Genomic DNA, 22,081 nt, shown 5'->3' with positions numbered 1-22,081 from the left:
ATTTTTTATTTCACGATTTCGATGATGTTACCGCTTTGTTTTTCTTTCAGGATCAACTTGGTACTGCCAAAATGGGTGACTTCTTCCTTAATCAAATAATGTTGCTCATCATAAGGTACCAGGGTAACCGGTTTGGTTAAACCGGTTTGTCCACGCCAGATATCCAGCTGTACCGGCTCCCACTGCTTGCTGGCGGCGCTGCGGTAAGCGGCGTCGAGAATGGCATTCACCACATATCCATCGTAAAATGTTTCGCGGGGCGCTCTCTTTTCTTCGATGGCGTTGAACATATCCGCAAACATATGGTTGTAGCCCAACTCATTGAGTTCGTCGCCCACCGGGAATAGCCAACCGCTGTTGCTCTCGGCTTTTTCAGCGATATAGTCGCCGCCCCTGCCGGTGGTAAACATATCAAAACCGGTGCGCAGGAAGCTATTCAGCCAGATTGTTCCTTCGGTACCCATTACCTCATCGCGTAGGTCCAGGCCTCCGCGGAAAGTCCAGCTGACTTCAAACTGCCCGATGGCACCATTTTCATACTTCACAAGTGCAATGGCATGGTCTTCTGCCTCAATGGGTTTCACCTGTGTATCGGCCCAGCACATCACTTCTACGGGCTTAATGTCTTTGCCGATGAAGCTGCGGGCAATCTCTACACAATGACAACCCAGGTCCAGCATACATCCGCCGCCGGCCTGTTCTTTGTCCCAGAACCAATCACTGTGCGGACCGGGATGGGTTTCCCGGGATTTGGCCCACAACACACGTCCTAACGCCCCCGCCTGTACGCTTTCAAGCGCCCTGGAAAATTTCGGGGTATACACCAGGTCTTCCATATAAGCATGGAAAATACCGGCGGCTTCCACAGCCAGCAACATTCGCTTCGCTTCTTCTGCATTACGCCCCAGTGGCTTGGTACAGATGACCGCCTTTTTATGTTTGCAGCACAGGTCCACGGCTACTTCATGGAGATTATTGGGCAAGGCAATACATACTACGTCTACGTCCGGATGTTGAATGGCTTCTTCCATTACGGTAGTGGTATGTGCTACGTTATAATCGATGGCAAACTTTGCCACACTTTCCGCTTTGCGGGAATAGATACTTATAATTTTATCTTTACTTCTTTGTCCCTGTATGGAATCGGCATAGAAGCGGCCAATGAAACCCGCTCCCAGCATGGCAATTTTTCTTCCCATAAAAATATTTTAAGATTTACGTGTGTGATCTTTGAATAAAAAAAAGAAACATACCATCACCACCCCACTGAGGGCGGCGGGCGCCAACCAGATGTGACGCCAGTCATATTGCAATACGTTACCCACGGTAGTACTGTTGTGTGAGGCGACAAATCCCGATACATAAGAACCTATCAGCATCCCAATGCCATAGGTAGCAAATGTAATGAGGCCCTGCGCCGCGCTCCTGACGGTAACATCCGCGCGCTGATCGGTATATATCTGCCCGGTAACAAAAAAGAAATCATAACAAGCCCCGTGTAACAGGACACCGGCATACAACATCCAAACCTGTGCATGGTTGTCGCCGTAGGCGAAGAAAACATAGCGCAATATCCAGCAGCTCATGCCCAGCAACAACATTTTCTTCACGCCCAGCTTCCTGAACAGGAAGGGCATGGCCAATAAGAAAACTGACTCGAACACCTGTCCCAGCGTCATTTTGCCGGCAGCATTTTCTACGCCGATGGCGTTGAGAAAAGGGTTAGCCAGGCTGTAATAAAATGCCAGCGGAATACAAATAGTAATGGCGGTGATAAAGAACACCACGTAATTACGCTGCTTAAACAGGACCAACGCATCCAGTCCAAGTATATCCGATAGCTTCACCGGCGTCCGTGCAGGCGGAGTATGCGGCAAAAAGAGGCTATATCCACCCAGCAGCAAAGAGCTGGCAGCAGCTATCCGGAAGGGCGCCGCCGTGGCTTCCAGGCCCATGAAACCGATCAATAAGCCGGCAATAATCCATCCTGCGGTGCCGAATACCCGCACGGTGGGGAATTGTCGTTCTGTATCCGTCATCTGCCGGAAGGATACGGCATTGGCTAGCGACATGGTAGGCATGTACAACAAGGTATATAACAAGATGAGCCACCAGAAGCTGCTGAAATCCGGCACATAACTGATCCAGGTGAGTATAGCCGCCCCCGTTAGATGCAGTACCGCGAGTACCCGCTGCGCAGCAAAAAAACGATCGGCTACCAGCCCTATAAAAAACGGTGATATAATGGCCGCAATGGAAAGATTAGCATAAGCTGCTCCCATCTCCACGGCATCCGTTTTTAGCGTGGTCATCAGGTAAGTACCCATAGTTACATACCAGGCGCCCCAGGTAAAGTATTGCAGGAACATCAATACGGATAAACGAATACGAACAGATACTGGCATACATTAATTTCGATTTGATAAATACCACCAATCGATGTTAAACAGGTGACCGGGCTGTCCATCATTGCTTTTAAATACAAGATACAGGTCGTGTTGTCCTTTTACCGGTTGGAACGGCGCAGTGATCACCTTCCATCCGCTTTTGGCATCCGGCGCTTTCCCTGCTGCTACCGTGGCTTTGCTCACCACCGGGCCGTCGGGCTTATCGAGATGTACTTCGATGATGCCTCCTATACCCTGCTCCTGGATGTTGAACTGCAGACTTAACACTTCATCGAGGTATAATTGTTTAAACCGGATGAAGTTATTATGTGCTACATAGCCATAACTCACGGCCAGCGTGGTAACGGTGCTGATAAATACATTGCCTTCGTCAAAGTCTTCTATCTGCACCAGGGGATCTCTTAACAAGATATAATCCCTGCTGGTAATCGGTTCTATTTTATTAGCGCCCTTGTCGGTATACGTGGCCATGAGCAAATAAGCTCCCTCATGGCCTTTGCCGGCATGCTTACTCAGCGGCTGCTGCCCCTGCAAGGGCAGCGATGCACTGGTATTGGCGAGCGATAAAATGTACTGCACAATTTCTCTCGCATCGGCGGTAGACATATCCGGATGTGACGACATGGTACGGTTGCCCCAATTGCCACTACCGCCGGCAATTACTTTGGCGGCCAGCTTTGTGATGTTGGTTTCGTTTGCAGCATACTTGTGCGCTACGTCCATCAGGCTGGGACCAACAGAGGCGGTCTTTTCTGCGTGACAGGCTTTACAGTCGAGCGACCAGAATAAATCATGTCCGCGGGGATGTTCCAGGTGGGTGGCCGCGCCACCTTTGCCCAGCACCAGTGCCAGATCTTTTCCTACGGGCATATAGTCGAAAGACACCTGCACTTTGCTGGTATCTATTACGCCATCTTCCGGATCTTTCACCATTACATGGTAATCCAGCAAGGCGTTATCCCAGTAAAATCCTCGGTTGGCATTTGTTTGAATTTGCACGGTGGGTGGGGTATTCCCTACTTTGATGTCTATCGCCGCTGTACCTGCGCCACCACGATTATCCGTTACCGTTAGGTTTACTTTATAAACACCGGGTTGCTGAAAAGTATGGTTGATTTCCACGCCTTCCTGTTGCGTTCCTTCCAGGTTCCAGGTGTAGCGGAGCTGGTCACCTTTGTCGTAGTCGAGCGAGCCGGCGGCCGACAAATGCACTGTTAGCGGTGCTGCACCATACAACTGGCTGCTTTTCACGGCGGCTACCGGTTTGCGGTTACCTTCTGCGTAGGTGATCTGTACCAGTTTGGCATCGGAGTTTTTAGCAAACCAGTTGGTGCCGTATTCCAGCATAAAAATACTGCCGTCGGGTGCGATCTGCATATCTACGGGCGCCGCGAAAGGAATATGTTCCAGGAAGGGCTCCATGCGCAGGTAATTGCCTGCGGAGTCCATGGTCACAGCCATGATCCAGTGCCGTACCCAATCGTAGATAAACAGTTTGCCATTATAGTAGTCAGATAATTTATACGGGGCGTTTTTATAACGATCGCTGTAAAAAACGGGACCAGCCATTGCAGATTCTCCTCCTTTGCCTACCATGGGGAACACCGGCGAGGCCGCATCACCATACCAGATCATAGCAGGTTGCGCCGGTGGCAGCTCGCGTATGCCGGTATTGTTAGGAGATTCGTTGAGTGGGTGCAGCGGATCTTTTACTGGTCGCTCTTTTTTACCGGCATAATCCCAGAGTGGATATGGCTGGTTATTGCCGTTAAAATAGGGCCAGCCAAAAAAGCCTGGTTTCCGTGCCTGGTTAATTTCATCGAAGCTGACGGTGCTTCCCTCCGGGGAAGGGACTTTAGTATCCGGCCCGATGTCGCCCCAATATACAAAAGCATTTTTCATGTCTACGTGGAAGCGGTAAGGATTACGGCACCCCATCACGTATATTTCCGGGCGGCCTTTGGAGCCGTCTTTGGGAAACAGGTTACCATCGGGGATGGAATAACTGCCATCCGGTTCCGGTTTGATGCGGAGTATCTTTCCTCTCAAATCATTGCTGTTGGCGGCACTGGCCTGATCATCAGAAAGATGTCTTCCTGGTCTTTCATCTACCGGAGTGTAACCTTCCGTTTCTTCTGCGTTGGTATTATCACCGATAGAGAGGTATAGCAATCCACCGGGGCCAAAGGCCAGGTAGCCCGCAGAGTGGCAGCAGTAGCGGCGTTGCGTGGGTACTTCCATCACTACCTTTTGAGTTGCTTTGTTGAGGGTATCACCGTGCAGCTCCAATCGCACCAGGTTGTTATACCATTTTTCACCGGCGGGTGCATAATAGAAATAGATGTAGTGGTTGGTAGTAAAACCGGGATCCAGCGCTACGCCCAGCAGGCCGTCTTCAATGCCGCTGAACACATCAAAGTGCCCGATGGTTTTGGTTTGATGCAAGCGGGCATCGTACATTTTCACGGCGCCTTTGCGCTCTATGAAGAGCACGTTTCCATCCGGCAGGATACACATTTCCATGGGTTCATCCAGGCCATGATCCAACACCGTATAGGTATAACGGTTAGTATCCGGTGGCAACAGGGTGATAGTGGATTTATAATCCGGTGGCGTGTTGTTGCCAACCAGGTATTGTAGTGCGGTACGCAGATCATTGGCTGCTACTGCCGGAGAAACAATATATAACCTGCCGCCGTCCTGCACTAATTCGTTCCCAACGGGTTGGTCCAGCCACTCATGCAGCCAGGGCCAGTCTTTACGCTGATAGCCTGTATCCTTAATCGCCAGGATGCCTCCGCCGCCGGATTCCGCATAGCGTTTCAATGCGGGCACGGTGCGGAAGTTCAGGCTGTCGGTCAATGAAAAAGGTAAGCATACCGCACTAAAGGTGGCCAGGGAATCTTCCCGGAATAAATGGGTATCGGAGGTAAGTACCAGCTGCCAGCCTTCTTTACCTGCGGTAGCCTGCAGTTGTTTTACCCAGGGGCTTTCGTGGTTGGTGGCGAAGCATAAAATCCGGGTAACAGTTCGTTTTCCGCCACAGGCAAATAGTCCTGCCAGCAGCAATAACAGACAAAGTTTCTTCATAGCGCGTAGTCATATGCAGGGCCGGCTAAAAACGTATAGCCGGCCCCGTATCATAGAATCAATAACCAGGGTTTTGTTTGATAGATCCACCGCTCCGGTCTATTTCCAACTGAGGGATTGGGAACAGGTATTTATTGCCGCTGGCAGGCGCTTTGAAGCTGTTGCCTTTGCCATTGGAATACGGTTTGGCAGAAAAATCTTTCATGGTAGACACGTAGGTGTTCCAACGCAGCAGGTCGAACAGGCGGCCATATTCTCCCCCCAGTTCCACGCGGCGCTCATGGCGTACAGCAGCACGGAGATCGCTGGCGGCCGTAACAGGAGGCAACGGCGTAGCAGGAATAACGCGCACGCGGGAAGTAGCTTCTACATCGGTATGAGAAGAAGTGGCGGCGCGGCTTCTTACCAGGTTGATATTATCTGCCACTATTTGTTTATTGCCACCACTTTCCAGCTCTGCCTCCGCATACATCAGCAATACGTCGGCGTAGCGGATCAGGTACATGGTCCAGGCATCATTGCCCCAACCTTGTCCACGGCGGTTTTGCGGCAGAAACACTTTGCGGTTATGATGGCCGGTATTGGGATAGTTGGAGAAGTCGAGCACCTCTTTACCGCCGGCTGTGGGAAATACATCGCCCTGGTCCAGGATGGTGAAGAGGGCACGGGGATCGCCGGGTTCAAATGCGTCTACGAGCGACTGTGTAGGGCAATCAAAACCCCAGCCACCGGCACTGCGTGGTGAGCAATAGATAGGCTGTGTAGAGCCATAGATAAAGGCGGCAGGATCATCTCCGAAGATAATCGGGAAAACAGATTCCCTGCTTTTGTATCCATCTTTCAAAAACAATTGCTGGTACTGTGGTTCCAGGCTAAATGCTTTGGAATCGACTACCTTTTTAGCGGCATCCCTCGCTTTGGCGTACAGCGACTTATCATCTTCCGCGAAGAAGAGATAAGCCCTGGCCTGCAATGCCCACGCCGCTTCTTTGGTGGCACGGCCCAATTCTGCATCGGGCATATCTTTGCGGGATGGCAGTGCTGCATCTGCTGTTATTGCTTCCAGCTCACTGGTGATGAACTGCATGGTTTCCGTTGCAGTAGCACGCACAATTTTATTACGGTCGTCTATGGTCAGCGTTTTGGTGAGCAGTGGTACGCCACCGAAAATGCGTACCAGGTCGAGATAATAATAAGCACGGAGATAACGTACTTCTGCGAGGTATCTTTTCTTCACATTTTCATCCAGCGGATTTCCTTTATCATCCAGCAAAGGTGCACCCGGCAGGCGTTCCAACGCTACGTTACAGTTGCCGATACCATTATAGCAGGCCTTCCACAAATTATTAAGGGTTTCATTATTCGACAGCGTTCTGCCATAGCCCAGGTCCAGCACAAAGGGGCGGTCGTTGTTATCAGAGCCACCTTTATCACTTTCATCGGTGGCCATGTTGCCCAGTTCCGCGATGGCAGCCTGGTAGCCCCAGAAATCATAGAATCCCAGGTAGCAGTTAACTACGGTTTTCATGCCGGCTCCGGGCGATTTAAAAAAGTTATCGTCCGTTTGCACGCCCAGTGGTGGGCGGTTCAGGTAGTTTTTTGAACACGATACGGTCAGTAAAACCGCCAGTAACGGTAAAGTATATACGAGTTTTTTCATGAGTAGCAGTGTTTAATGATTAAAACCTGGCATTCAGCCCGATCATAAAAGTGCGGGCCTGCGGGAAATATCCCTGGTCGATGCCCATCAGCTTTGGATCTTCGCTGCCCATTTCCGGATCCAGGCCGCTGTATTTGGTGAACGTAAACAGGTTCTGTGCGCCTACGTATATCCGTAACTGTGGGATGCGGGTACGCTCCAGCCATTTCTCAGGGAAGTTGTATCCCAACTGCACATTTTTCAGGCGCAGGTAGGAGCCATCTTCCACGAAGTAATCAGACACACTGTTGTTCAACGCTGCCACAGAAGAAATTTTGTAGTACTTGTTGGTAGATCCCGCACCATTCCAGGCTTTGTCGAGGAAGCCTTTGGGCGCATTGTACCAGCCGGTACCTGCTTCGGTATCATAGCGCAGGATGTTCATCACATCATTGCCTTGTGATCCCTGCCAGAACATGCTCAGATCGAAGCGTTTGAAGTTGAGGCCGATGTTTACGCCATACACAAAATCAGGCCATGGATTGCCGATCATGGTGCGGTCTGCAGCATCCAGCTTGCCATCAGGGCCAGGGATCACTTTCCCGTTGGCATCGGTGCCGTTGATGTCTTTGAAGCGAAGATCACCAGGTGTGCTTACGCCTTTCTGCGGACTTTTGTCTACCTCTGCCTGGGTTTGGAAGATGCCATCGGTTTGCCAGCCGAAATAGTAGCCTACCGGTTTACCTTCTTCTGTTTTGCTGATCACTTCTCCCAAATGGGCAGTGGAGTAAATAGGTTCTCCGCCGCCCATGCTCAACACCTCATTTTTAAACGTGGAAATATTAGCACGAACATTATAAGAGAAGTCACCAAAAGTGTGGTGATGGCCCAATGACAGCTCCCAGCCTTTGTTCACCATGCTACCTCCATTCATCCAAAACGGGTTAACGGTAGGATAACCCATGGTAGAGGGTAATGGCATGATCACCAGCATGTTGTTCACCCGCTTGTTGAAATAATCTACAGTTACATCCAGTTCTCCGTTGAATAATTGCAGGTCCAGCGCCACATCTGCCTGTGAAGAGGTTTCCCATTGCAAGGCAGGATTAGCCATGGTTTTACGCTCTGCCCCGAGGAAGCCGGCGCTGGTATTACCAAATACATAACGTTGGAAAGTGTTACCGTAGGTAGATAAATACAAACCGCTGCCACCACCCACATACTGGTTACCCACGGCACCGTAGCTGGCGCGGAGTTTACCGCTGGTTAGCCAGGAGATACCGGCGCCTTTCATAAAATCCTCTTCTGTAAAGCGCCATGCGGCGGAGGCAGAAGGGAAAGTTCCCCAACGGTAACCATCACCGAAACTGGAAGTACCGTCGCGACGGATGTTAGCGGCCAGGATATAACGGTCAGCATATACGTAATTAATACGTCCAAAAAATGATTGCAGCGCGCTGGAATAGGTATAGCCGGAAGCAGCGGGATTCATGGTGGCCGCATCGATGATGCGCATGTCGGGATCATTGTTTACAATGCCCTGTTTGGAAGCGCCGTAAGTAAGCCCTTTGGTCAGCTCCGTAGAAATACCCGCCAGTGCGGTGATATGATGTTTTCCAAACGTTTGATCGTAGTTGAGCGTATTTTCCCACACAAAATAGTTACCCCAGCTGGAATTATTGCTCACAGTATTATACGTGGCATAGTCAAACGGGTTCAGGAAATACGAAGGCGTAAATCCTTTGGAGATGCCACGGGAAAGATCCATGCCGAAGTTGGTACGGAAAGTCAGCGGGTCAATAATTTTTACATCCAGTGCAGCACCACCTTTGATGGCGATACCTTCCCAAACACTTTGCTGCATACGGTCTACCTGTGCTACCGGGTTAGGTTTGTTGGTATACAGGATACCGGCATAGCGGGAATAGGGATTGTTTGCTTCATAACCATCCATGATGCTGTTGAAGAAAGCAGGTATATCTTTCAGGTTGTTGCGATACACCGGTGTAATAGGATCGGCGGCCATGGCGCTGAAAATGGTGCCGGTAAAAGGATTGTTTTCATCCACATTCCGGCGGCTTTCATATACCAGGTTCATGTTGGTAGTGAGCTTCACGCGGGAGCTGATATCGGCGCCCACATTGGTTCTCCAGGAGATGCGTTCATAGTCGGATCCTTTCACAATGCCCTGTTGCTTCATGTAGCCCGCGCTGGTAGCATATACGATGCTTTTGCCGGCACCACTCAGGCCTACGTTATAGCTCTGTATGGGTGCATTGGTTTGTATGATTTCATTCCACCAGTCGGTGCCATTGGCGCTGCCGGTATTTTCCGTTACAAATTTGAGCAGTTGTGTTCTTTTTTCTTCTGTGTCCATACTGGCAGGCAGTGGAGAACCACCGGCGGTGGCGGCTCGTTGCTTGTAGGTCATGAACTCCGCAGCATTGAGCATGTGTGGGCGTTTCCAGGCTGACTGCATACCGGTATAGGTGTCGAAGGTTACGTGCATTTTCTGATCGGTGCGACTCCCTTTCCGGGTGGTCACGATTACCACGCCGTTGGAGGCCCTGGCACCGTAGATAGCGGCGGTAGAAGCATCTTTGAGGATATCCATGGCTTCAATGTCGTTGGGATTGAGCCAGGCGATATCGGATTGTGGTAACCCGTCAACAATATAGAGTGGACTATTTTGTCCGTTGATAGAGCCGATACCACGAATACGTACTACAGGCGCAGATCCTGGGCTACCGCTGCTTTGTACTACGGTAACGCCGCTCACTTTTCCCTGTAAGGCTTCTGCCGCGTTGCGTACGGGGACATTGCGCAGGTCTTTGCCTCCGAGGGAGCTGATAGCGCCGGTAACGTCTTTTCTCTTTTGGGTGCCGTAGCCGATGACTACCACTTCATTCAGGCCGCTGGTAGATTCTTCCAATACAATGCGCAGGGGCTCATTATCTTTCACCATTACTTCTTTGGGTTCAAAACCCATGTAAGTCACTACGAGTACGGCGCCAGCGGAAGCAGCAAGGGAGAAGTTACCCGTTGCATCGGTGATGGCGCCCTGGCTGCTTCCCTTTACTTTCACGGAAACACCTACCAGTGGGGTACCTTTCGTATCTTCCACCCGCCCGGTTACCTTGTCAGCAGCGGCTTCTGTGCGGGGGGAAATGATGACGAGGTTTTGGTCTACAATTTTGTAGGCCATAGAGCTATCCAATACGCGGCTCATGATTTCACTGAGGCCTGCGTCTTTTACCTGCAGGTCAATTTTTCCCAACCGGCGGATAGAGTTATAGTTGTAGAAGAAACGATAGTTGCTTTCTTTCTGTATTTTCTCAAAAATTTTGTCTGCATCCGTTTTTACAAAAGACAGGGTGAATTTCTCCTGGGAAAATACGGTAGCGGAAGCATGCAGGCAGGATATCAGCACCAGTACAAAGCATAACTTCATAATGAGGAGTAGTTTGAGTGTCTGGCGGAGCGCATAGGGTGCCCTGCCAAATCTGCTTTTTTTCATAGATTTGTTTTAGAAAGGTTTGTAAAGAAGGGTGTAAGTGTAGTTTCGAAGCCCGCTTACCCCTGTTGATACATATCAGCCTTTTGAAGGAAGAGTGAAAGCTCTTCCTTTTTTTATTCCCCTTTTCAGGTACTGCCGTTGTTAACGTGTGTTTGCATTACAGGTGATTTTTGGTTTGATAAAATGTTGATTGGTTTGTTTTTCATTTAGACAGATAAACGTGTTGCTGGTCTATGCTGTAGTGGAATGGTGTAATCATTTGCAGCAGCTGTAGTGCTTTGTTAATATTTTCTTTTTCAAATACGCCGCTGAGTATTTCTCTTTTCATGTTTTCATCTTCAAAAGAAATGGTAACATTGAATTGTCGTTCCATTTTCCGGGCTACTTCTTCGAATGTTTCATTCATAAAAGCCAGTTTCTGATCGCGCCAGGCTGTTTCCATCACGAGGCTGGTATCTGCTGTACCGGCGAGGCCCTGTACCTGGAAGTTCACGTGGGCCTGCGGTGCGGCTGTGGTATTAGGCTTTACAGCCAGCACCAGTTTTTCATGCGGCAGCAGGATCACCTTTTTCTCCGGGCTGTTGCGCATGATCACCTGTACCTTTCCTCCTATGACGGTTACTTCAGAACGGGTGTCGTCTTCGTAGGCCTTGATATTAAAGCAGGTACCGAGCACGTGTACATCCATGTTGCTGGTATGTACAATAAATGGCAGGGCCTCGTTTTTCGTGACGTCCAGGAATATTTCCCCGGTAACGGTAATGTTGCGGTTATTGTGGTTAAAGCCGGCATCATAGCTGATGTTACTGCCTGCATTGAGCCAAACGATAGTACCGTCTGGTAGCAGTGCTTTCACTGTTTTGCCGAGGGGCGCCGCCAGTTGTTGCCGGGCAGCCGCCAATGGAGCAGTTTTCCGCTGCTGCATCATTTGCCAGCCGATACCGGCGGACAAGATAACGCCGATGATTGCGGCCGCTGCCCACCAGAAGGCGGCTTTACGGCGCAACGGTGCAGGCGTTACCGTTAGCTTACCAGCCACTTGCTCCCATCCGGCGGTAGCGAACGTGGTAGCGGCGTCCTCGTTGCGGGTGCCAACGGCATCTACAATGCCGGCCAGCCACGCTGCCTCCCGGTCTGCCGCCAGTAAACGGTCCAATTCTTCCAGCTCTTCTATGGTGGCAGCCTGTCCTGCTCTTTTTGCCAACAGGGCTGCAATTCGTTCTGATTTCATTTATTTCCAGATAGGATCATGTATAGGGACACAGTTGCCGGAGGGATTCCCTAAGAGACAGGAAAATTTTTTTTGAGCAGAAAGCGGAAATCACCTACATCTCCGCTTCAATAGCTTTTTGCTTTCTGCTTTATACTTTCTGCTCCGGCAAATGGTTGCAAGTGGGCCGCCAGTTTTTTCATGGCAATAGTGAGTTGTGCGTCTACTGTTTTGGGGGAGATACCCAAAATACCGGCTACTTCTTTATACGATAGTTCGTCCTGTTTTACGAGTTTAAAGATGAGCTTACATTTGGGCGGTAGTTGCTGAATGGCCGCGGCTATGGCCTGTTGTAGTTCGTGGGTAAGCAGTAATTGGGCTGTATCTGCTTCGAGGCGGAAATGTTGTACATGCAGCGAGTCCAGGTCCGTTTCCGTGAATATGGTGGCTTTGCGCAGGTAGTTAAGTGCGGCATTTTTTACTGCTACGTAGAGATATACTTTTATTTCATGGATCTTATCCAGTTGCTGCCGCTTTTCCCAGAGCTTCACAAATACGTCGTTCACGATCTCCTCGGCCGGTTGTCGCTGTTTCAGGAATGCAAAAGCAAACTGGTATAACGGGAATACCTGCTGCTGATACAGCGCTTTAAAGGCTTGTTGGTCGTCATGAAATTGTATCCGATATAGTAACGCTTCCATGGTCACGTGCATACCACAAAATAAAATTTTTCTGATAAACCCAACTACTTTTTAATAAAAAATACTAAATATTATTTCTTTCACAATAATTCTATAAAACAAAAACCCTGCAACTACGAAGGTTACAGGGCTTTATTTTATAGAACGGCGGATGAAACCAAATTAAAATGTCTCCTGGCAGCACTTACTTTACCTTCAGGATAATTTCTTCGACCTGCTGATTCCGCATAATCTTCACAGGAATACTGGATTTCCAGGCCGCTGCTTTTACAATATCCTGCAGGTCGGCGGCCGTTTTCACGGGCTTGCCGTCTGCCGCAATGATCACATCTTTTGTTTTTATTCCGGAAGATGATAACAACGTGTTTTCACCTGCGCTTAATACCAGCGCCCCGGACTCATCAGCCAGGCCATAGGCAGAACGTTCGCCCAATCCTTCTATCGATTTTATTTTGCCGCCCAGTAACTCCACTATGCTGGTATTGGTGGTGGTGCCGGCATCGGCACGACTCAAATTCAGGAACACAGGAATCTCCGGCTGTAACGCTATTTTCCTGAGCGCCGGTTTCATCACTCCAAAGCTATCCATAGGAATATTCTGAAACCCGATTTTAAATGCAGGAGAAGTTTTCGCTACCTGGTAGTTCCCGGTAGCGGCGTCTAAGAACTGCGGATCACCGGCGATGCTGTGCGCATCGGTGTTTTGCGCCTGCGCTTCCTGCAAAGCCGCTGCATCCGGGAACAGGTTATAGTCTACTTCCCTACCCCAGGCTTTGATTTCTATAGGAGCATACCGGCGGGTAACAATATTATGCGCAAACACATCGCCACTGTTTTTAAACCATACATGCGGATGGAATGAGTTGTTGATCATAATATTATTTTCTACGATACGCTGAAATCCTTCTCTTAATTTCAGTCCTCCATTGAGGCATACGTTGTTGTAGATATGATAATTGGAAGAGCCATCGTCCAGGTCAATATCCCAGCCATGATCACACCGGAAACGGTTGTTACGGATGGTGGTGGTTTCTTGTGCATCCAACTTAATTAACTCCGGGTGTACGGCCACCAGGCTGTCCATATATCCCCTGTCGGGCGCCCAGTAACGGTCACGCCCCCACGAATTGAATGCGCCGTGATCCCCGGTTTCCATCACGGTATTAAACACGTCGTTGTAGGCAAGCACATGGCCGCCGAAACAGCCGTCGCCGATGTTGATGCCAGCGCGGGGCGTATTATAGATACTGTTATGACTCACCGTAATGCCGGAAGAAATGGTGATTTCCACGCCGGTAGCCTGCTTTTCTATGTCACCCACATGATGAATGAGACTATTGGTTACCACGCATTCCCGCGGATAGTTATTGCTGGCCGGCCCGGGCGTTTTGTCCAGCTGGCGATACGGGGTAAAGTCTTCATACCTGAAGTCAGGCGAGCGCACTGCTTTCACATCTCCCACAAAACAAACCGCGCTGGCGCCCAGGTGATGCAGGTAACAACCACTGATGGTATCATGTACGTTATAGTTACTCAACATAATGGCGTTGCCACCCAGGTAGCTGAAAGAGCAATCCATTACACGGCAGTTTTCCGTACCATCGAGTAGCACAGCGCCGCCACGGTAAATGGTCCAGTCGCTCCGCAGCAGCGGCTCACGGGTATCCATAAACGTACGTTCATTATGAATGAAATGTAATCCACGCAGGGTAACGTTTTTCACCGGGGCGGCGGCAGAGCCCTTCAACACGATGCTGTTCTTTAAATGTGCTACTTCTATGCGGGCCTGCTGCAGTTGTATATCTCCCGAAGGGTAATAATATAACTGCCGGGTGTTATTATCCAGGAACCATTCACCGGCTACATCCAGTTCTTCCAGGTTATTTTCCACGAAGCGATATTCCGGATGCATCACGTTGGGACGGTTGTTCTGCCAGCCGCCTTCCAGGGTAAGCGTATCTTTCTTACCAGTGATACGGTAGTGAAAGCCGCCCCAGTCGTACGCATGCAAGGCATGTACATAGCCGTTCTCCGGATGCTGCCACTTACGGGCACGACTCAACGCATCTGCCGCCGTACCATGAAATACTTTGGCAGTGGAATCATAATCAGGATAACGTGCCAACACCTGCAAACGGCCATTGACGAACAGCCGTTCAAACGTAACCCCTGCAGGCACAGTAGCTACATAGATACCATTTTTCCATGGCTTCCAATCCAACGATAGCTGCCGCCCTGCACTGATAAAAACTTCCTCCTGTTGCCAGGCGTTTATGTCCAGGCGCTTACAGGCCATATTGGCGGCCTGCAGGATGAGGGGCTGATCCAGGTAATAGGTGCCACCATGCAACCAGACAGTGACGGGCTCATTTTTTTTCTTCATGGCCAGTTCAACTGCCCGATGTACTGTTTTCAAAGGCTTCGCCGCGGTGCCGGGTTGCCGGTCGTTACCCGTAACTGATACATGCAAAACGGTTTGTGCAGCGACCCATTGCGTAGAGACGATACAACAAAAGAAGAAGAGTTTTTTCATACTATTGATACTGCGGATTCTGTTTGATATTGTTATTGGTAATTTCCTGTGTAGGTATCAGCCAGGTTTGATTATAAGGGCCAATGGGCACACTCAGGGAAGTGGGTCTCACGGCCTGTATACGCTGGAAGGTATTGGTACGTTTCAGGTCAAACCAGGCATCTCCTTCATTATACAATTCCCATTTACGTTCCATCAATACGGCATCGCGGAACTGGTCTTTACCCAGGTTCTTCAGATCCGGTACGTCGGTGGTACTGTTCTTATTTATCCTTGCGCGCCAGCGGATTTTGTTGATATACTGATACGCCTGCGCGGGACCATTGACTTCATTTTCAGCTTCTGCCGCCACCAGGTACATTTCCGCCAAACGCACTATAGGAAAGGAATACGGTACTTTGGCATTAGAAGGACCAATGTTCTGATCAATGGTGGAAAGATCCACGAACTTGGCAAAAAAAGCGGGCAACGTGCCACCTGCCGGTGAAGGATAATTCGTTCTGATACCCCATACTTTACGTTGGTCGCCGGAAGCATAGCTATTGATAAACCATGCGGCCGGCAATAAAATCGGTACATATCCCGGTGCCGGCGAGGCCTGGCTCTGCAAAGGATTGTTCTGTCTGCCGGGGATGTATTGTTTCTCCCAGATAGACTCGCTGGTGTATGCCACGTTATGGAACACATCTGCATAGTTATCTTTCAGGGCAAACTTATTGGAGCCGATTACCGCTAATGCCTTATCTCTTGCCTTTGCATAATTTTCTGTTTTGTTCAGTGGATTACCTGCCATGGTCAGGTATACTTTTGCCAGGATTGCGGTAGCTACCAGTTTATATACACGCCCCTGCTGTGGCGCCACATCGGGCAAATTCGCTTCCGCGTAGATGAGATCATTGAGCACCTGTGTGTATACGTCGGCCTGCGGCGTTCGTGGCAGTTGTACATCCTGGTAGTTGCTGGCCGCTTTCAGTGGCAGCGGCACATCTCCAAACATTTGTACGAGATAGAAAAAAGCGTAGCCTCTCAGGAACCGGGCTTCTGCTTCCAACTGTGTTTTCTTCGCGTCGGGCAACGGTGCGGCCTGCAATTTATCTAAAATGAAATTGGCATTCTTTACCATGGCGAATGGAACACTCCACGCTGTAGCTGACGAATAGAAATTTGCCGACGGCTGATTTTGATAAATCGGTAACACCTGCTCTGCAGGCTGTGGTGTGCCATAAATATCAGAGAACATTTCATTCAGTTCGGTTACATTCAACGGCAGCCCGTCGTAGGTGCCAATTACAGCCGATTCATAACTCTCCGGGTTCTTGAAATAAGCATCAGGGCTAATGGACGAACGCGGATTTTCTTCCAGTAATTTTTTACAGGCCGGCAACAGGAAAATAACCGGGCATAATATGCAGACAAGTATTAATAAACCGTTTTTCATCTCTCAACATTTACGATGTTAAAAATTAACTTTAGCACCTACTGTAATGGATTTGGTAGAAGGATAGTTTCCCCTGTCCCAGCCATTGACGGTAGGAATGGCCCACGATACTTCCGGATCGTAGCCGGAGTAGTTGGTCAGTGTTAACCAGTTTTGCGCACTCACATACACGCGAATGGAAGCCACTTTTGCAAACGACAATTGTTTGGCATTGAAAGTATAACCCAGCGTAATATCGCGGAGACGCAGATAGGAGCCATCTTCCACCCATAAGCTGTTGGCATAATCACGGATAGAGTTGCCACTGTTGGCGGAAGGTTTATCGATGGTGGTGCTGGTGCCTGCTCCTTTCCAACGATTATCGAATGCCGCTTGTGTAGGCGTCCATTTACCATTCATGGCAATATTGTATTTACGGAATTCATTCACGATATCATTCCCGTAAGCGCCTACGAATAGCAGGGACAGGTCGAAGTTTTTGTAAGAGAAATTATTGTTGAAGCCAAAAGTAAATTTTGGTTCCAGGTGAGAGATAACGGTGCGGTCCTCGGCATCGTTGACGGTGCCTTTTCCATCCCAATTTTTGAATTTGTAATCACCGGCATGTTTGGAAGGTTCGCCATTGTTGATGGCTTCCTGGTCTGTTTGGTATACGCCGGTAACCGTATAGCCATACAGTTGCATCATGGATTGTCCTACGATAGTGGGGAACCAGTTACCGCCGGGACCAATTTCTTTATAGGTAATTTCATTGCCTTGTGCATCTTTGCCCAGATCCAGTACCTTGGTGCGGTTGCTCGTGAAAGTCAGCGCAGACTCCCATTTGAAAGGCCCGGTGAGATTACGGGTATTTACCTGGAATTCAAAACCTTTGTTGCCCACTACGCCTACGTTTTGTATCACGTCGTTGTAACCACTGGAGGAAGGCAGGCTTACGAGCAACAGCAAATCGCTGGTGCGTTTGTTATAATAATCTGCGGTGATCATCACGCGATCCCTGAACAGGCTAAGGTCGAAGCCGGCGTCAAACTGCCGGGTAGTTTCCCATTTCAGCCCGTTATTTTCCAGTGATGATGGAATGAATCCGTTGTATTGCGTGTTATTAAAAACGACGGCCCTGGAGCTCATACTGGCCAGTGTCTGATACGGGTTGATGGCCTGGTTACCGGCAGCGCCGTAGCTCACACGCAACTTCAGATTGGATACGTTGGTACTGTTTTTCAGGAACTCTTCCTGCGACACATTCCAGCTCAGGGCAGCAGATGGGAAGAAGGCGAACTTATTGTTTTTCCCAAATTTTGAAGAGCCATCATACCTGCCAGTCACAGTAGCAAAGTATTTCCCTTTATAGTTGTAGTTCACCCGGCTGAGGTAAGAAATCAGTTTATAATCCCTATAGCCGGTATTAGGCTGGGCTGGTACTACCGCTGCACCTATATTATTATTCTTATAGAGGTCGGTGATAAACCCGGTAGCATCGCCGGTTCTCAGCTCATCGTAGGTAGTTTGCTGGTAGGTGATCCCTCCTACTGCATCGATGGTATGTTCACCAAAAGCTTTGTTATAGCTCAGCGTATTTTCATTAATGAAAGTGAGGTTGTTGCTATAGTTCTTTCTGGCTACGCCGGAAATAGGATTCCCATCTTTATCAGTACTGCGGCCAATGGTAATGGTACCTGGCGCGTAGTAATCTTCTTTCACGTCGTTCTTATCAACGCCGGCAGAGAGTTTCAGCAGCAGGCCCGGAATGATTTTATAATTCAGCGCTACGTTACCAATGATACGGGTGGCATTGGATGGCTGATACAATTCTTTGGAGATGCCTACCGGGTTGGACTCACCCCAGGGCACGCCTGTAAAGCGGGTGTAGGAGCCATCGGGATTATACACCGGTTGTGTAGCCGGGATCACCATGGTGGTCCAGGGTACGCCGCCACCGCCTTCAGCGCCTTCGTATTGTGCCTGTGCGTACCTCGACTGTTGCATCGATACATTAGACGTGATGTTAAAATGGTCGGTGATCACCTGGTCCAGGTTAGTTCTGAAAGAGATTCTTCTAAAAGAAGAATTTTCTATGATTCCCTGCTGGTTAAAATAACCGAAGGAAGTAAAGTACTTCGTGGTTTCGTTGCCACCGGAAATGGAGATGTTATGATCCTGTACCGGCGCTTTGCGATACACCAGGTTTTGCCAGTCGGTGCCCTTACCGCTAAGGGAGTCTATCTGCCCGGTAGTCCATGGTAATGGAGTGCCGTCATTGGTGGCCACTTCATTTTGCAGGATAGCAAAATCGTGGGCATTGATCAGGTCCATTTTTTTACGCAGTTGTTGTACGCCATAGTAGCCACTATAGCTCACCCTTGCCTTACCTGTTTTGCCCCTTTTGGTAGTGATGAGGATGACGCCATTAGCGCCGCGGGAGCCGTAGATAGCCGTGGCAGAAGCATCTTTCAGCACTTCCAGTCTTTCAATATCATCAGGATTGAGTTGGGCGGTCACGTCGTCCAGTGGCAATCCGTCTACCACATAGAGTGGGTTGCTGCTGGCGCCGATGGAGGTAGTACCCCTTACTTTGATACGCATAAACTCGCCGGGTTGGCCGGAGGCCTGGTTTACCTGCACACCTGCTACATGGCCCTGTAATGCCTGCGATACGTTCGATACCGCATTTACCTGGGTCAGCTCATCTGATGTCACAGAGGAAATAGCGCCGGTAATATCAGATTTCTTAGTGGTACCATATCCAACAACAACAATATCATTTAAGGAGCTTGCAGCTATCTTTAAAGTGATCTGCAGGTTGGCCAGGTCTTTATCTACAGTGACCTTTTGTTCATACGTAGTATAGCCGATAAATGTTACCCGCAGCGTGTAACTGCCGGGGGCTACGCCGGTAATAGTAAAGGTGCCTCTGGCATCTGTGAGCGCGCCTTTGGCACCGGGGAGCAGGGTAACCGTGGCATTTTCCACGGCCTGTCCTTTTTCATCGAGGACTTTACCGCTGATCGTTTGTGCTGCTACCGCTTTGGCGGCGGAGGGCATTGGGCTATTACTTTCTTTCACCACAATAATTTTGTGCCTGATTTCGCAGGTAAATGGCTGGTCTTTGACAATGACACGGAGGGCATCTGCCAATGGCATATTTTTAATATCCAGCATGATGGGATGTGCCTTTTTAAGCAACGCTGCGTCATATACGAAAGCGTATCCTGTTTGATCCTTAATGCGGTCAAACACTTGTTCTACCGGTAGTGCATTTCCTTTCAGGGTTACTGACTGGGAAAATGTTTTGGCACTTACCTGTAACAACGTTAATAAAAGAAGACTGGCAGTCAATTTCATAACCAGGAATATTTGTCTGGGTCGCCTGATGGCGGACAGCGGAATTTTGATAATGGAGTGTGGTTCCATACTTTTGTAGTGTTTGGATGTGCTAAATTTCAGTTAGTCAATGCGTGGCTGCGAAAGGGGCCATCCGAATAATCTGACCGGGAGTGTTGCAAGCGCTTCCGGTTTTTTTATGCGGCGCCCATACAGATGTTTACGTTTTCATATGTGGCTGATATTTTAAATGGTCAAGGATGCACGATTATCTTTCGGTTGACTACTTCGAAATGTATTTTGCCTGTAGCCTGCAGCGCATCCAGCAGTACGGCGATATCTTCTGTTTTAGGAATGATGCCGGAGAGCTTCACCTGGTCAATGCCTTCGCTATAGGCCACGTCCACATCATACCACCGGCATAGTTGCCGCATAATATCTTTGATACCGGCTTCGCGGAACCTGAACTCTCCATTTTTCCAGGCTAATATTTCTTTGAAATCTGCCGGCCCCATTTTAAAGACGGGTTGGCCACGCAACAGGCTGGCGCGTTGTCCGGGCCGGATCATAACGCTATCGCGTCCGTTACTGGCGGCAACGGAACCTTCCAGCAGCGAAGTATTCACGGCATTTTCATCTTCATACGCCATGATGTTAAACCTGGTACCTAATACTTTTACATTCATCGTTTCTTTGCCGGACATTACTTTTACGATGAAAGGCACCTTTTTTCCCTGGTGATCGAAGAATGGTTTTACTTCAAAGTATCCCTCTCCATTCAGCGTTACTTCGCGGCTGTTACCGGCAAAAACGGTGGGAAATCTTAGGGCCGAAGCTGCGTTGAGCCACACTTCCGTGCCATCGGGCAGGGTTACCTGGTATTGGCCGCCACGGGGCGTACGAATGGTATTATAGGCGATAGTAGCCACATCGTTGCTGGCTTTGTAGGCCAGCGCGCCGTTGTTTAGCTTAATCACTTTGGCACCTCCCTGTTGACTGAGCACGCCGTTGCCGGCGTTATCCAGCAGGATGCTGTCGCCGTTGGCGAGTAAAAGAACGGCCCTGCTGCCACCGGGAATAATGTGATCGGTGTGGCTGTTAGCTATCATAGTGACTTGTTTGGCGGGTGTTGCTTTTCGGAAGAAGTGCAACAGCCAGGCAGCACCTGCCAACCCAATGAGCAGCCCGATGCCTGCGGCTATCCGTTTGGTATAGAAAGTAACAGTGCGGCCCTTAACAGCCATTTCCCCACGCAACGTCTGTTGCAGCCGGCTATGAATACGGTCGCGGATTTTTTCGCGCAAAGCCTGTTCTTCCGCGGGGATTTCTATGTTTTCATCATCAAAAGCATAGTACCAGTTGTTGACCAACTGTTGTTCTTCCTCACTTGCTTTGCCTGCCAGGTAGTTGTCGATGGCTTGTTGTAGATCCTGCATAAATGCCCGTTATACTATATAAGTGAGTCGGGCGGGAAAAAATACCTATGCGCTGAAAAAAAAATTTAAAAAAGAAAGGTAAAGCAGGAATGTATCAGGTGCTTCATCTTATGGCGAAGATGCGTAATGGCTTTATTCAGTTGATTATCCACGGTTTTGTGACTGATACCCATCACTTCGGCTATTTCGCGGGAGCTCATGCCGTTTTGCCGGCTGTAGCGGAATACCACGCGGCATTTTTCAGGCAGATTATTTACTTCATCATGTACTAATTGTAAGATATGCCGGTAGTGGAGTTGTTCTTCCATATTGCCTTCACAAAGATCAGGGTGTTCCAGGGTTTCCTGGTATTTATTTCCGTATGCCTTCTTCCTGAAATGTGCGATGGTCATATATTTCACGGCAGCGGCCAGGTAATGCCGCAGGGAATCTGCTGCCAGTTTTTTCCGGTTGCGCCAGATGCCGGCAAATACATCATGCACAATATCTTCCGCTGCAGGCAGGTCTTTTAATCGATTAAAAGCCAGTCCCAGCAACATTTCCCAATAGCGATCGTATAAAGCAGTAAATGCCGCTTCATTATCTTCCGCCATCAGCAATAGCAGTTCCTCATCACTGAGTGGATGCACTCCCCTTGACATACAGCTAATATTATTCTTGAAAAAAACGTGGCATTACCGAACCTTCTCTTGATTTGTTGAGCAGGGGTATGATTCGCTCCCTGTTGGAAATATAAAGATAAACTCCGCATTCCCGGCGGGAAAACGCGTGGTTGCGAAAAAAATATC

At 49.2% G+C, this 22,081-nt stretch carries 12 protein-coding genes; all 12 read right to left on the bottom strand.

Features of this window, described 5'->3' with window-relative positions:
• Positions 1-5 precede the first annotated feature (5 nt).
• Positions 6-1,199 carry a Gfo/Idh/MocA family oxidoreductase gene (locus tag J7623_RS08850; RefSeq protein ID WP_291919460.1) on the bottom strand — a complete coding sequence of 398 codons (1,194 nt, stop codon included), beginning with the start codon at positions 1,197-1,199 and terminating at the stop codon, positions 6-8.
• A 9-nt stretch (positions 1,200-1,208) separates the two neighbouring features.
• Positions 1,209-2,405 (bottom strand): nucleoside permease, encoded by a 1,197-nt coding sequence (locus J7623_RS08845; protein ID WP_291919459.1) that lies wholly within the window; start codon positions 2,403-2,405, stop codon positions 1,209-1,211.
• A gap of 3 nt (positions 2,406-2,408) precedes the next feature.
• A complete protein-coding gene (locus J7623_RS08840) occupies positions 2,409-5,498 on the bottom strand; it encodes a PQQ-dependent sugar dehydrogenase (protein ID WP_291919458.1) in 3,090 nt (1,029 codons plus the stop codon).
• A gap of 58 nt (positions 5,499-5,556) precedes the next feature.
• Positions 5,557-7,158, bottom strand: a complete 1,602-nt coding sequence (locus J7623_RS08835; RefSeq protein WP_291919457.1) for a RagB/SusD family nutrient uptake outer membrane protein — start codon at positions 7,156-7,158, stop codon at positions 5,557-5,559.
• Positions 7,159-7,177: 19 nt separating this feature from the next.
• Complete coding sequence (locus tag J7623_RS08830) at positions 7,178-10,654, bottom strand: TonB-dependent receptor (protein ID WP_291919456.1); 3,477 nt, start codon at positions 10,652-10,654, stop codon at positions 7,178-7,180.
• A 202-nt stretch (positions 10,655-10,856) separates the two neighbouring features.
• Positions 10,857-11,885, bottom strand: coding sequence for a FecR family protein (locus J7623_RS08825; RefSeq protein ID WP_291919455.1), 1,029 nt, complete (start codon positions 11,883-11,885; stop codon positions 10,857-10,859).
• Between the two features lie 107 nt (positions 11,886-11,992).
• Complete coding sequence (locus J7623_RS08820) at positions 11,993-12,577, bottom strand: RNA polymerase sigma-70 factor (RefSeq protein ID WP_291919454.1); 585 nt, start codon at positions 12,575-12,577, stop codon at positions 11,993-11,995.
• Between the two features lie 172 nt (positions 12,578-12,749).
• On the bottom strand, positions 12,750-15,098 hold the full coding sequence (locus J7623_RS08815; protein WP_291919453.1) for a PDZ domain-containing protein: 2,349 nt from the start codon (positions 15,096-15,098) through the stop codon (positions 12,750-12,752).
• Position 15,099: 1 nt separating this feature from the next.
• Positions 15,100-16,536, bottom strand: a complete 1,437-nt coding sequence (locus tag J7623_RS08810; RefSeq protein ID WP_291919452.1) for a RagB/SusD family nutrient uptake outer membrane protein — start codon at positions 16,534-16,536, stop codon at positions 15,100-15,102.
• Positions 16,537-16,554: 18 nt separating this feature from the next.
• Positions 16,555-19,878 carry a TonB-dependent receptor gene (locus J7623_RS08805; RefSeq protein WP_291919451.1) on the bottom strand — a complete coding sequence of 1,108 codons (3,324 nt, stop codon included), beginning with the start codon at positions 19,876-19,878 and terminating at the stop codon, positions 16,555-16,557.
• Between the two features lie 233 nt (positions 19,879-20,111).
• Positions 20,112-21,293: a FecR family protein gene (locus J7623_RS08800; protein WP_291919450.1), complete on the bottom strand. Its 1,182-nt coding sequence runs from the start codon at positions 21,291-21,293 to the stop codon at positions 20,112-20,114.
• A gap of 65 nt (positions 21,294-21,358) precedes the next feature.
• Entirely contained in the window at positions 21,359-21,934 is a 576-nt protein-coding gene (locus J7623_RS08795; RefSeq protein ID WP_291919449.1) for an RNA polymerase sigma factor, read from the bottom strand.
• Positions 21,935-22,081 lie beyond the last annotated feature (147 nt).

It is taken from the genome of Chitinophaga sp., assembly GCF_017745275.1.
Classification (GTDB): domain Bacteria; phylum Bacteroidota; class Bacteroidia; order Chitinophagales; family Chitinophagaceae; genus Chitinophaga.
Note: the sequence above shows the minus strand (reverse complement) of the source record. Positions and strands in the feature narration are given on the sequence as shown.